Source organism: Polaromonas sp. YR568 (genome assembly GCF_943369675.1).
Taxonomy (GTDB): Bacteria; Pseudomonadota; Gammaproteobacteria; order Burkholderiales; family Burkholderiaceae_C; genus Polaromonas.
Map to the genome: position 1 here is coordinate 26,393 of NZ_CALROB020000018.1, position 12,917 is coordinate 39,309.

Here is a 12,917-nt window from a genome sequence, read left to right on the forward strand (position 1 = left end):
ATGGACACTCTCATCGTTTCCCTGCTGAACGGGGTCATCTACGGCCTGCTGCTTTTCATGGTCTCGGCCGGCCTCACGCTGATCTTCGGGATGATGGGCGTGCTCAATTTTGCGCATGCCTCTTTCTACATGCTGGGCGCCTACTTCGCCTACGCCCTGCAGGGCGTGCTGGGTTTCTGGGGCGCGCTGGCCGTCTCGCCGCTGCTGGTCGGCTTCGTCGGCATGGCGGTCGAGCGCTTCTTCCTGCGCCGGGTGCACCGCCACGGCCATGCGCACGAGCTGCTGCTGACCTTCGGGCTTTCCTTCATCATCGCCGAGCTGGTCAAGCTGTTCTTCGGAAACTTCCCGGTCAACTACCGCATCCCCGCGTCGCTGGACTTCGCCGCGTTCACCATCGGCAGCGCGAATTACCCGGCCTACCGGGTGCTGATGGGCGGCGTGGCCGTGGCCATGTTTGCCGTGGTTTACCTGCTGCTCACGCGAACGCGGGCCGGCATCGTGGTGCGCTCGGCCATCTACCGGCCGCGCATGGCCGAGGCGCTGGGGCACAACGTGCCCCTGGTCTTCATGGGTGTGTTCGGCGTGGGAGCGGCGCTGGCCGGCCTGGCCGGCGCGGTGGCGGGCGCGTTCTACACGACCAATCCCAACATGGCGCTCGAGCTGGGCGTCATGGTCTTTGTGGTGGTGGTCGTCGGCGGGCTCGGATCGCTCGAAGGCGCGATGCTGGCCTCGTTGCTGATCGGTGTCGTCACCTCCCTGGCGGTGGCTGTGGATGCGACGCTGGCCGACGCCTTCGCCCTGGTTGGCGCGCGCGCCTGGGCCGAAGGTGTGGGCGGCTTGCTCACGCTGAAGGTCTCCAGCCTGGCCGCCACCATCCCTTTCGCGCTGATGCTGCTGATCCTGCTGGTGCGTCCCACCGGCCTGCTGGGTGAAAAGGCCTGACATGAAATTCCGGTCTGCTCCCGTTATGGCCATCCTCGGCGTGCTGCTGCTCGCCGCCGCCCCGGCGCTGCTGTCGCAAGGGCTGTTAAATGCCGCGATCCAGATGCTGATCGCGGTGTTATTCGCCAGCGCCTACAACGTGCTGTGCGGCCAGGCCGGCATGCTGTCCTTCGGCCACGCCGCCTACTTCGGCGTGGGTGCCTTCGCCACCGTGCACGCCATGAACGCCGTGGGCGGGGCCGGCCTGCTGCCGACGCCGCTGCTGCCGCTGGCCGGCGCGCTGGGCGGGCTGCTCATGGGGGCGGTTGCCGGCTGGTTCGCCACCCAGCGCACCGGCACCTATTTCGCCATGATCACGCTGGCCATCGCCGAGCTGCTGCACTCGCTGGCGCCGCACCTGAAGGGGCTTTTCGGCGGGGAGGCTGGTGTCTCGGCCATGCGCATGCCGTCCATGGGCCTGAGCTTCGGCTCGACCTCGCAGGTTTACTACCTGACGCTGGCCTGGGTGCTGGCCTGCCTGGCGCTGCTGTACTTCTTCACCTTCACGCCGGTAGGCCGGCTGGCGCTGGGGCTGCGCGAGAACGGCCACCGCCTGGCCTTCCTGGGCTATGACGTGCACCGCCTGGGCGTGCTGGTGTTTTCCATCTCGGCGATGTTTTCCGGCGTGGCCGGCGGCCTGCAGGTGATCAACAACGAGGCCGCCAACTATGTGGTGCTCGACGCGCACCTGTCGGCCTCGGTCGTCCTCAACACGTACATAGGCGGCGTCAAGCTCTTCCTGGGCCCGGCGCTGGGCGCTTCGATCATGACCTTTTTCGGCTATGCGGCTTCGGACCTCACCCAGTCCTGGCTGCTGTACCAGGGCATCCTGTTTGTCCTGGTGATGATGTTCATGCCCGAGGGCCTGGCAGGCCTGTTCGGCGCCGCGGGGCGCTTGCGCCGCCGCATCGGCACGGCCCGCTTCGTGCCGGTGCTGCTCGCCTGCATGGCCGCCGCCGCGCTGCTGGCCGCCGGCACGGCCTTCACGGTGGAGTTGCTGCAACGGATGTTCTCGCAGGACTACCGCGCGATGGCCGGCGCCAACCCTTCCGCGCCCTGGCCGCCCATCGCCCTGTTCGGGCGGGCCTGGCCGCCGTCGGCCGTGCTGACATGGCTGGTGCCCGCGCTGCTGCTGGCGCTCGGCGGCTCGCTGGTGCTGGGCGTGCGGCGCTGGCTCTGCGTGCTGTCGGCGCGGGAGGAACCGGATGCCGCGCCGGGCGCGGCCGTGACCGGAACCCCAGGGAGCGCGGCATGAGCGAAGGCGTCCTCAGCCTGCGCGGCGTGCGCAAGGCCTTCGGCCCGACCGAGATCATCCGCGGCGTGGACCTGACTTTGCGGCCCGCCGAATGCCACGCCCTGATCGGCCCGAACGGCGCCGGCAAGTCCACCGTGTTCCACCTCATCTCGGGCAACCTGCGGCCGAGTTCCGGCGAGATTGTTTTCGACGGCCGGCGTATCGACGGCCGCTCGCCGCAGGAGGTCAACCGGCTCGGCTTGTCGCGCTCGTTCCAGATCACCAACATCTTCCCGAAGCTGAGCGTCTTCGAGAACCTGCGCCTGGCCGTGATGCGGCCCTACGGCCTGCAGTACAGGCTGTGGTCGCTGGTCGGCAGGGAGCGGCGCATCAATGAAGAAACGGAGCGGCTGCTCGAGCAGGTGCGCCTGCAGCGGCGCGCGCAGGCCATTGCCGGAGAGATGTCCTATTCGGAGCAGCGCTCGCTGGAGATCGCCATGACGCTGGCCTCCGATCCCAAGGCCATCCTGCTCGACGAACCGATGGCCGGCATGTCCAACGAAGAGACGGCTTACACCGCGGAGCTGATACGCAGCGTCACGCGCGGACGCGCGCTGCTGATCGTGGAACACGATATGAAGGTGGTGTTCTCCCTCTGCGACCGCATCAGCGTGCTGGTCTACGGCGAGGTCATCGCCACCGGCACCCCCGAAGAAATCCGTGCCAACGCGGCGGTGAAGGAAGCCTACCTGGGCGAGGAGGTGTCGGCATGACCGGCTCCGTCCCGCTGCTGTCGCTGGAAGAGGTGCACGCCCATTACGGCAAGAGCCACATCCTGCACGGCGTCAGCTTCCACGTCGGGCGCAACGAAGTGGTGAGCCTGCTGGGCCGCAACGGCTCCGGGCGCTCCACCACGATGAAAGCCATCATGGGGCTGGTGCCGCCCACCGGCGGGCGCATCCACCTGATGGAGCGCGACATCACCGGCGCGCGGCCGTATGCGATCTGCCGCGCGGGCGTGGCCTATGTGCCGGAGGAGCGCGAGGTCTTCCACAACCTCACGGTGGACGAGAACTTCCGCATGGGCGAGCAGCCCGCCGCGCCCGGCGCCACGCGCTGGACGGTCGAAGACATGTTCGCCTACTTCCCCCGGCTGAAGGAACGACGCCACACCAAGGCCGGCAACCTCTCGGGCGGCGAGCAGCAGATGCTGACGATCTGCCGATCGCTGCTGGGCAATCCTCAGGTCATCCTGGTCGATGAGCCGACCGAGGGCCTGGCGCCCAAGATCGTCACGGCGGTCGGTGAGTGCATCCGCGACATGCACCGCAAGGGCGTGTCCGTCGTGCTGGTGGAGCAGAAGCTCGCGATCGCGCTGAAGGTGTCCACGCGCGTCTGCGTGATGGGCCACGGGCGGATCGTGTTTGAAGGAACGCCGCAGCAGCTGGCCTCGGACGAGAAGCTGCTCGCGGATTGGCTGGCCGTTTGACTGGCCGTCTGACATCAAAGGAACCCATGGCAAAAGCCCAGGAAAAAATCATCATCTCGTGCGCGGTCACCGGCTCGGTGCACACGCCGTCGATGTCGCCCTACCTGCCCCTGACGCCGGGCGACATCGCGCAGCAGGCCATCGACGCGGCCCAGGCCGGCGCCGCGATCCTGCACCTGCACGCGCGCGACCCCGGCGACGGCCGGCCCACGGCGGACCCGGCGGTCTTCGACCAGTTCGTGCCGAGCATCAAGGCGGCGACGGATGCCGTGATCAACATCACCACCGGCGGCAGCACGCGCATGACGCTGGAGGAGCGCCTGGCCTACCCGCTGCAGGCCCAGCCCGAGATGTGCTCGCTGAACATGGGCTCGATGAACTTCTCGATCCATCCGGCGGCGGGCAAGATCCACGAATGGCGCCACGACTGGGAGAAGCCCTACATCGAAGGCATGGAAGACCTGATCTTTCGCAACACCTTCCGCGACATCAAGCGCATCCTGAAACTCCTGGGCGAGGACTGCGGCACCCGCTTCGAGTTCGAGTGCTACGACGTCGGCCACCTGTACAACCTGGCGCACTTCATGGACGAAGGCCTGGTCAAGGGGCCGCTCTTCATCCAGATGATCCAAGGCATCCTGGGCGGCATAGGCCCCGACCCGGAAAACCTCGTCTTCATGAAAACCACGGCCGACCGCCTCTTCGGCGACGCCTACCGCTTCTCGGTGCTGGGCGCCGGCCGCCACCAGATGTCGCTGCTCACCATGGGCGCGGTCCTGGGCGGCAACGTGCGCGTCGGCCTGGAAGACAGCCTCTACATCGGCAAGGGCCGGCTGGCGGCGTCCTGCGCCGAGCAGGTGCTCAAGATCCGCCGCATCCTGGAAGAGCTGTCGCTGGAAATCGCGACGCCCGACGAGGCGCGGGTCATGCTGGGGCTGAAGGGCGCGGACGCGGTCGCCTTCTAGGCGTGCCGGCTCTCTTGCATCCACCGCCGAACGCTTCACGTCGCACTGTTTGTTCCACCCACCGGAGAACACGATGAACGACCCGCAAACCATCCGCCTGAACCGGCGCAGCACCCTGCGCACGCTGGCCCGGTCCGCGCTGGCGCTTGCGCCGTTGCCCTGCTTTGCGGCCGCGCCGGCCTTGCGCTACCGGCCCGACCTGCGCGGCCCTTTTCCCATTCCGCCGGCGGAGCGCGGCCTGCTCACCGTCACCGCGCGGCCCTTCTTCAAGGTGTCCAGCGAGGGGCTGCAGCTGGAGGGCGCCTCCTTCGACCGTGCCGGCAACCTGCTGTTCGTGGACGTGTTCGGGGGCACGGTCTTCAAGCTGACACCGGGCAAGGTGCTCAGCACGGTGCTGCCCGCCAATGCGCTGGGTTCGGCCGGGATCGCCATCCACAAGGACGGCCGCATCTTCGTGGCCGGCCTCGGGAACTTCGTCGACACCGGCAGCATTTTCTGGATCAACCCGGACGGCAGCGGCCTGACCACCGTCGTGCCGGCCAGCGCCGGTTACCTGCCGGACGACCTGGTGTTCGATGCCGACGGCGGCTTTTATTTCACCGATTTTCGCGGCAGCTCCAGCGACCCCATAGGCGGCGTGTATTACGTGTCGCCGGATTTCAGGACCATCACGCCCATGCTGAAGAACATGGCCATCGCCAACGGCGTGTGCCTCAGCCCCGACGGCAAGGTGCTGTGGGCCACGGAGCTTAGCGCGGGCCGCCTGCACAAGGTGGAACTGGCCAACCCGACCACCATCGCGCCCTTCGGCACCGCCGTGCCCTACCACTTCAACGGCTTCGCGCCCGACTCGATGCGCTCGGACAAGGATGGCAACGTCTACGTCGCCATGTATTCGCAGGGCAGGGTGCTGGTGTTCAACCCGAACGGCATCGCCATCGGCCAGGTGCTGCTGCCCAAGCGCGAAAGCGGGCACAACCTGCGCTCCACCAGCGTGGGTTTCATCCCCGGGACGGACGAGATGGTGATCCTGACCAACGACGCCAAGGGCGGCGAGGGCTCCTGGATTTTTCATGCCAGGGGCTTCGCGGCGGGGACGGCCCTGTACTCGCATCGCTGAGCGCGCAATCGCAATCGTTTTTTTTTATGGAAAGAGCTTCATGAGTCAACATTTACAGGGAAAAGTGGCCATCGTCACCGGTGCGGGCGGCGGCCTGGGGCGCGCGCACGCGCTGGAGCTGGCCAGGCACGGCGCGCGCGTGCTCGTGAACGACCTGCACGGCGACCGCGAGGGCTCGTCCGCCGCGCGCGTGGTGGAGGAGATCCGGCGTCTCGGCGGCGAGGCCCTCGTCGACGGCGGCGACGTGACCGACTACGCGCAGATGGAGGCCATGGTGGCCAAGGCGGCTGACACATGGGGGCGTGTCGACATCCTGGTGAACAACGCGGGCATCCTGCGCGACAGGTCGTTCGCGAAGATGCCGCTCGACGACTTCCGGCTGGTGCTCGACGTCCACGTCATGGGGGCGGTCCATTGCAGCAAGGCGGTGTGGGAAACGATGCGCGCCCAGAACCACGGCCGTATCGTGATGACGACGTCGTCTTCGGGCCTGTACGGCAACTTCGGCCAGGCGAACTACGGCGCGGCCAAGATGGCGCTGGTGGGCCTGATGCAGACCCTTGCGCTGGAAGGCGCCCGGCACGGCATCCGCGTGAACTGCCTCGCGCCCAGCGCGGCGACCGGGATGACCGAAGGCGTGTTGCCGCATGAAACCCTGCTGGGCCTGGCGCCCGAAAAAGTCAGCCCCGGCCTGGTGGCGCTCGTCGGCGACGACGCACCGACGCGCATGATCCTGCTGGCCGGCGCAGGCAGCTTTGAATGCGCGCACGTGACCATGACGCGCGGCGTGTTCATAGGCGGCGGCGACGACGCGGCCGATGAGGTCCGTAGCCGCCTCGACGAAATCCGCGGCCGTGAAGGCGAAATGGTGCCCGCTTCGGGATGGGAACAGTACAGGCTGGAACTCGCCAAGGCGGGGCTGGACACGGAAGCGGCTGCGGCGGGCTGATTGCGCGGCTGGTTGCACGGCTGGTTGCACGGCGCTCCATCGGCAGGCCGCCGGGCGTCACACCGGCGCGTAAGCGCCCGTGCCTCCCGGCCAGGCGGTCAGCACTTCATAACCTTGGGGTGTGACGGCGACCATGTGTTCCCACTGGGCGGACAGGGACCGGTCTTTTGTCACGACGGTCCAGCCGTCGGGCATTTGCCGGGTTTCCGGCTTGCCGGCGTTGAGCATCGGTTCGATGGTGAACACCATCCCCGCCTCCAGTTTGAGCCCTTCCCCGGGCCGCCCGTAGTGCAGCACCTGCGGTTCATCGTGGTAGACCTTGCCGATGCCGTGGCCGCAGTATTCGTGCACCACGCTGAAATGCTCGCGCCGGGCGACCGACTGGATCGCATGGCCGATGTCGCCCAGCGTCGCGCCCGGCCTGACCTGGCGTATGCCGGCCAGCATGGCTTCGTAAGTCGTCTCCACCAGGCGGCGCGCCAGCACGCCGGGCTCGCCGACAAAAAACATGCGGCTGGTGTCGCCGAACCAGCCGTCCTTGATGACGGCGACGTCGATGTTGATGATGTCGCCCTTCTTCAAAATCCTGCCGGGCGAGGGAATGCCGTGGCACACCACCTGGTTGACGGAAGTGAGCACGGTCTTCGGGTAGCCGAGGTAGCCCACGTTGGCGGGAATGGCGCCCTGGACCTTCACGATGTGGTCGTGGCAGATCTGGTCCAGCGTCTCGGTGCTGACGCCCGGCACGACGTGGGCCTCAATCATGCCGAGGACCTCGGCCGCAAGCTGGGCGGCCCGCCGTGACATCCCGATGTCCGCGGTGGAGTGGATGGGAACGCCGCGGGCCATCAGTGTTTCCTGGCCGGGGAGGGGGCGGCGCGGGGTTTGTCGGGCTGCGCCGTGGCCGCCACGGTGATGTCCAGGCCGCCCGCCAGTTCAGCGCGCACCAGCAGCCGGCAGATTTCGCGGTAGTCCAGGTCCGGGTGCATCTCGGTCAGCATGCCGACCCGCATCCAGTGCTCGGCCTGCGCATTGATGGACCGGCTCAGCGCGTTGCCCGCCACGCGCAGGTTTTCGTGCATCAGGTCTGAAATCTTGACAATACCCATGGCTGGCTCTCTATATGAAACGTAGATGAATTATATGCGTTTCATATGTCCTGGCTTGATGCAAGGCCGTCTGCGCGCAAGCCGCTCACCCGGCAGGTTCAGGATGCACCGCTTCGGTCCCCGGGGACAGCGTGAAGAACACCGAGGTGCCTTCACCCAGTTTCGATTCCAGCCATATCCGCCCCCCGTGCCGGTGAACAATCCTCTCGCAGGTCGTGAGCCCAATGCCGGTTCCGCTGAACTCGCTGAGCGTGTGGAAGCGCTGAAACGGCTGGAAGATCAGCCCGGCTTGATCCGTGTCGAAGCCCACGCCGTTGTCCCGGATACAGACCACCGCATCGGGCGCGGCGCTGTCCGCGGACAGGCGGATAGACGCATCCTCGCGCTTGCCGGTGAACTTCCACGCGTTGCCCAGCAAATTCGCCAACAGCGGGCGGACCAGGCCCAGGTCCGCCCGCACCCGCAGTGATTCCGGCGCCTCGAAGCGGACCTTGCGCTCCGGCTCCTGGTCTTGCAGTTCCTCCAGGATGTCACGGGCAATCGGGACAAGGTCCACATTCCTGATTTCCAGTGGGGCCGTCGAAGCCCGGGACAAGGACAACAGGTCGTCGATCAGGTGGGCCATCTGTTTGGCCGAACGGTCGATGCGGCCCATCATTCTGGCGCCTTCGCCTTCCAGGGCGGATGCATAGCGCTTGCTGACCAGCTGGGTGAAGCCGACCACGGTGGTCAGGGGTGCCCGCAAATCATGGGCGATGGTCCTGGCGAAGGCGTCGAGCTCGGCGTTCACGCGCTGCAGTTCGGAGGTGCGCTCCGCGACCTGCCGTTCCAGCTCCAGGTGGCTGGCATCGCGCAGGGTCTCCCGCTCCTTGTCCGCGGTGATGTCCTTGAGGATGCCTCCCATCATCGTGACCAGCCGCTCGTCGTCAACAATCAGCCGCTTGCGGTCGCTGATCCATTTGACCTCGCCCGACGGCGTGCGGATGCGGTATTCACAGCTCGCCTCGCCCATCGCCAGCAGGGTGTGGTGCGACGCCGCGGCGATGCCGGCGTCGTCCGGATGCACCAGCTGAAGCCACATGTCGGGGTTGGCGATCAAGGCCTCCGGGGAATGGCCGTAGAGATGCTCGGCCGACGGGCTGACATACAGCATGGTGCTGCCGTCGGCGGAGGCGATCCACAGCACATCGGCCAGGCTCTGGTGCAATTGCCGGAACTGCGCCTCCTGGCGTTCGAGCGCGCGCTTGGACAGGACCTCCGCCGTCACGTCGAGAGCCATCACCATCGCGGCGTGGCGTTGCGCAAACTGCACGGCATGCAGGGCAAGGTGGACAAAGACGAGTTCACCGCTTTTTTTACGGTGCCGCACCACCCCGATGTCCCTGTGGCCGCCCTCGGCCCTTTGTCTCGCGGCCAGAAAGCCAGCGACATCCTCCGCCGGTCGGATGTCCTTCAAGGTCATGCGCATGAACTCTTCGCGCGAGTAGCCGTAGTAGCGTATCGCGGCATCGTTGACCGCGAGGAATTCGAGCGTTTCCTTGTCGTACACCCACATGGGCTGCGGGTGCTGCAGGAACATGTCGCGCATACGGAGTTCCGTGCTTTCGACGCGGTCCAGTGCCTGGAACAGGCGCTTGTAGCCCGCGCTGATCAGGAAGACAAGCGCAAAAGAAGTGCTGAGAACATAAAAGACTCCCTTGTAGCGTTGCGCCGATGCGGTCCATTCAGGGTCGGTGGAGATCGATGCCACCAGCGCATCCGACCCGAAAATCCACGACAGGCCCAGCACCGCATACAGCACACCGATGCCCAGGGCCGTGCGTGCCATGCCTGGCAAGACTGTTTTCAGGTTCCGAAAGGTTGGCATCGCATTCGCTCCAGCCGATTCAAGAAGATTGAAGCCAGGGCGCTCACTGTGTATCCCGGGAATTCGAGCAAGGCCAGCGCGCGGCTCCCGGGGGCCGCGACCTGCGTTGGCCCACCATAGCACGGAGAAATACGGCGAAGGGCATCGTTTTCCAGCACAGAACCGGAAGGTGTTACGAGACGCATTCAGGATGGCGCGGCTGCGTCAATCCGCCCCGGCTTCCGGATGGATCGAATGGTGAATTTGACCGGGGCGATTGTCAATGAATGGCAAATGATTCACAGTAGACGGCCTACACAAGGAGCTGCATCATGGTCATTGATTTCACGGGGCGCCGGGTGCTCATTACCGGTTCAACCAGCGGCATCGGCTTTGCCGCCGCCAGGGGTTTTCTGGCGTCGGGCGCGAGTGTCGTCATCAACGGGCGCAGCGAGAAGGGCGTGGCCGCCGCCATCGCAAAGCTGGGCGGCCCGGCAGCGAAGGTGGCCGGCTTTGCCGGTGACCTGAGCGACGAAGCGGCCTGCGCGCGGCTGGTCGCCGAATACCCGGACTTCGACATCCTCATCAACAACCTCGGCGTGTTCGGCCCCCAGGACTTTTTTGAAACGCCCAACAGCGAATGGCAGCGTTTCTTCCAGGTCAACGTCATGTCGGGTGTGCAGCTGTCCAGGGCCTACGGGCCCGGCATGGCCAGCCGCGGATGGGGGCGGATTGTTTTTATCTCGTCGGAGTCGGGGGTCAACATCCCCGCCGACATGATTCATTACGGCTTCACGAAAACCGCCCAGCTGGCGGTCTCGCGCGGCCTGGCCAAGCGCATGGCCGGAACGGGCGTGACGGTCAATGCCGTGCTTCCGGGGCCCACCCTTTCAGAAGGCGTGGCCGACATGCTCAAGGCCGACGTGGAACGCACCGGCGAGAGCCTTGAAAAGGTCGCGGCCGACTTCGTCAACACCCACAGAAGCTCCTCCATCATCCGGCGCGCGGCCCGGGTGGAGGAGGTGGCGAACATGATCCTCTACGTCAGTTCCGAACAGGCGTCCGCCACGACCGGCGCGGCGCTCCGGGTCGACGGCGGCGTGGTGGACACCGTGGTCTAGGCCGTCGAAGCCCGGCATCGCCTGCGGCTACAGTCAATGCATTCAAGGAGCTGCCGATGGACATTCTTCGCCAAGCCCTGGTCCACATGCGTTCGGGGCGCTGGGATGAGGCACACACGCTGGTGCAAAGCGACGAGTCGGCGCCGGCCGCCTGGCTGCACGGCATCCTGCACATCCAGGAAGGCGACCTGGGCAATGCCGGGTATTGGTATGGCCAGGCCGGGCGGGATTTCCGCGGCCGCGGGACGACGGTGGAGGAGGAACTGGAACGTTTCGAGGCCGAGCTGCCCGGCTAAGTACAGCCGTCACTTCAGAAGCAAGGGTGTCGCTGCCCGAAGGGCATCCCCTGCGCCTGCATGCAATCGCAGGCCTGCCTGATGCGACATACTCAGCTGGAACTACACCGTTGAAAGCACAGCCATGGTTTCCGACTTCGCCCGTTCCTGGTTGACCCGCAGCGCGCCCGTGGCGGCTGCACAGGCCGCGGGGCGCCCGGTGGTGGCGCTGGAGTCCACCATCATCGCGCACGGCATGCCCTACCCGGAGAACGTATGCACCGCGCGCGAAGTGGCGGCCTTGATCCGCGGCATGGGCGCCGAGCCGGCGACCATCGCCGTGATCGCGGGGCGGATACGCATCGGCCTGTCGGATGAGGAACTGGAGCTGCTGGGCCGTTCCGGCCAGGCGGCCAAAGTCAGCCGCCGCGACCTGCCGGCCGCGCTGGCCGGTGGCGGGCTGGGCGCCACCACGGTGGCCGGCACGATGATATGCGCGGCACTGGCCGGCATCGAGGTCTTCGTCACCGGCGGCATAGGCGGTGTGCACCGCGGCGCGCAGGAGACCTTCGACATCTCGGCCGACCTGCAGGAGCTGGCGAAAACCTCCGTCGCGGTCGTGTGTGCCGGCGCGAAGTCCATCCTGGACATCGCCCTCACCCTCGAATACCTGGAAACACACGGCGTTCCGGTGCTCAGCTGCGGGCAGGACAACTTCGCCGCGTTCTACACGCGCGACAGCGGCTTTCGCGCGGACTTCAGGCTGGATGCCGCGGCGGACCAGGCCCGCTTCATCCGCACCAAGTGGGACCTGGGCCTCGCGGGCGGTGTGCTGCTGAGCACGCCCGTGCCGCAGGCGGCGGCGATGCCGCGCGAAGAGATTGATGCGCTGACGCAGCAGGCGCTTGCAGAGGCTGGCGCGCAGGGAATCACCGGCAAGGCCGTGACGCCCTTCCTGCTGGACCGCATCAAGGCGCTGACGGGCGGGCGCAGCCTGGCGACCAATATCGCGCTGGTGAAGCACAACGCCGAGGTGGGCGCCAGGCTGGCATTGGCGCTGGCGCAAGCGGGGCGTGGGGCGGGCGCGGCGTAGCACCCACGCGTCCCATCGTGCGGCCGCGCCGCGTCGAATTGCCCTAGACCCTGGGTTTCCCGGCCGACGGCAGCGATGCAGAACCGCAAGCTTGGGAGACCAGCGTGATTCTTCGACCGGCAGCACGCCGGTGGCGCCGTACAGAAATGTCTGCCGGTCAAAGCGCACCCCGGCCACCACCGACCAGGCGCCGAAGTCCACCTTGTCCTGGGCGGTGGCGCCGATGGCCTTGAGGTTCTCGGTTGTGAGCGTGCGTGTCAACGCGGCGCCGGCGACCTGGGCATCAAGATGCCCAGGCCGCCGCTGGCGATGGCCTGGAAGTGCGTGCCGGCGTCATTGCTTGCCTGGCCCGCATGGGCGGCGCCCAGCATGCCGAGGGCGAGGGAGGTGGCGAGGAAATAGCGTTTCATGGGGAATCCAGTGGAAGTTGAGGGGAGTAAGCCTCTGCATAGACGGGCCGGCCTTTGCACTTATTCCAATGGATTCGAAAAATTGTTTTCGGCATCGTCCCGCGACGGCCTTGCCATTGCCTGTTACCGCTTTTTAACCCTGGTGCTGCCTCCTCAGAATGGAGGAGGCAAACCTGCTGGAAAGTGGGTATTGTCAAAAACAGTTGGCCCGCTGGATTTGCATTCAGACTTTGTCAACCCCCTGAACTTCAGACGCTCACTGTCATTGGAGGCCGCGAATGGTCACGCAGACAAGGGTATCCGGAATAAGCATCGAGACGCGCGG

14 protein-coding genes are annotated in these 12,917 nt (G+C 66.4%); 10 read left to right on the forward strand and 4 right to left on the reverse strand.

From position 1 onward, the window contains the following. The 7 genes from ACLV8F_RS11635 to ACLV8F_RS11665 all read left to right on the forward strand — a co-directional run bounded on the left by ACLV8F_RS11635 (window position 1) and on the right by ACLV8F_RS11665 (window position 6,738). Complete coding sequence (locus ACLV8F_RS11635) at window positions 1-942, forward strand: branched-chain amino acid ABC transporter permease (protein WP_411884380.1); 942 nt, start codon at window positions 1-3, stop codon at window positions 940-942. Between the two features lies 1 nt (window position 943). Further along, window positions 944-2,236, forward strand: coding sequence for a branched-chain amino acid ABC transporter permease (locus ACLV8F_RS11640; protein ID WP_411884381.1), 1,293 nt, complete (start codon window positions 944-946; stop codon window positions 2,234-2,236). After that, window positions 2,233-2,988 (forward strand): ABC transporter ATP-binding protein, encoded by a 756-nt coding sequence (locus ACLV8F_RS11645; RefSeq protein WP_411884382.1) that lies wholly within the window; start codon window positions 2,233-2,235, stop codon window positions 2,986-2,988. Before ACLV8F_RS11640 ends, ACLV8F_RS11645 begins: the two co-directional genes overlap by 4 nt. Further along, the gene (locus tag ACLV8F_RS11650; RefSeq protein ID WP_411884383.1) at window positions 2,985-3,704 is read left to right on the forward strand and encodes an ABC transporter ATP-binding protein; all 720 of its coding nucleotides are present in this window, start codon (window positions 2,985-2,987) and stop codon (window positions 3,702-3,704) included. Before ACLV8F_RS11645 ends, ACLV8F_RS11650 begins: the two co-directional genes overlap by 4 nt. Window positions 3,705-3,730: 26 nt before the next feature. Continuing rightward, window positions 3,731-4,669, forward strand: a complete 939-nt coding sequence (locus ACLV8F_RS11655) for a 3-keto-5-aminohexanoate cleavage protein (protein ID WP_411884384.1) — start codon at window positions 3,731-3,733, stop codon at window positions 4,667-4,669. 73 nt (window positions 4,670-4,742) lie between these two features. Next, window positions 4,743-5,789 (forward strand): SMP-30/gluconolactonase/LRE family protein, encoded by a 1,047-nt coding sequence (locus ACLV8F_RS11660; RefSeq protein ID WP_411884385.1) that lies wholly within the window; start codon window positions 4,743-4,745, stop codon window positions 5,787-5,789. Window positions 5,790-5,829: 40 nt separating this feature from the next. Further along, window positions 5,830-6,738, forward strand: a complete 909-nt coding sequence (locus ACLV8F_RS11665; RefSeq protein WP_411884386.1) for an SDR family NAD(P)-dependent oxidoreductase — start codon at window positions 5,830-5,832, stop codon at window positions 6,736-6,738. A 57-nt stretch (window positions 6,739-6,795) separates the two neighbouring features. Here the strand turns inward: ACLV8F_RS11665 and map are convergent, their stop codons facing one another. The 3 genes from map to ACLV8F_RS11680 form a co-directional block, all read right to left on the reverse strand. Then, window positions 6,796-7,587: a type I methionyl aminopeptidase gene (gene map, locus ACLV8F_RS11670; protein WP_411884387.1), complete on the reverse strand. Its 792-nt coding sequence runs from the start codon at window positions 7,585-7,587 to the stop codon at window positions 6,796-6,798. Beyond that, complete coding sequence (locus ACLV8F_RS11675; RefSeq protein ID WP_411884388.1) at window positions 7,587-7,847, reverse strand: ParD-like family protein; 261 nt, start codon at window positions 7,845-7,847, stop codon at window positions 7,587-7,589. Before ACLV8F_RS11675 ends, map begins: the two co-directional genes overlap by 1 nt. Window positions 7,848-7,932: 85 nt before the next feature. Further along, window positions 7,933-9,675 (reverse strand): sensor histidine kinase, encoded by a 1,743-nt coding sequence (locus ACLV8F_RS11680; protein ID WP_411884389.1) that lies wholly within the window; start codon window positions 9,673-9,675, stop codon window positions 7,933-7,935. Window positions 9,676-10,025: 350 nt separating this feature from the next. On the opposite strand from ACLV8F_RS11680, the gene ACLV8F_RS11685 reads away from it, so the two are divergent. From ACLV8F_RS11685 to ACLV8F_RS11695, 3 genes are all read left to right on the forward strand, one after another. After that, a complete protein-coding gene (locus ACLV8F_RS11685; protein WP_411884390.1) occupies window positions 10,026-10,814 on the forward strand; it encodes an SDR family NAD(P)-dependent oxidoreductase in 789 nt (262 codons plus the stop codon). 56 nt (window positions 10,815-10,870) lie between these two features. Further along, window positions 10,871-11,110: a hypothetical protein gene (locus tag ACLV8F_RS11690; protein WP_411884391.1), complete on the forward strand. Its 240-nt coding sequence runs from the start codon at window positions 10,871-10,873 to the stop codon at window positions 11,108-11,110. Window positions 11,111-11,234: 124 nt separating this feature from the next. Continuing rightward, window positions 11,235-12,182, forward strand: coding sequence for a pseudouridine-5'-phosphate glycosidase (locus ACLV8F_RS11695; RefSeq protein ID WP_411884392.1), 948 nt, complete (start codon window positions 11,235-11,237; stop codon window positions 12,180-12,182). A 257-nt stretch (window positions 12,183-12,439) separates the two neighbouring features. Here the strand turns inward: ACLV8F_RS11695 and ACLV8F_RS11700 are convergent, their stop codons facing one another. Next, window positions 12,440-12,592, reverse strand: a complete 153-nt coding sequence (locus ACLV8F_RS11700) for a hypothetical protein (RefSeq protein ID WP_411884393.1) — start codon at window positions 12,590-12,592, stop codon at window positions 12,440-12,442. Window positions 12,593-12,917 lie beyond the last annotated feature (325 nt).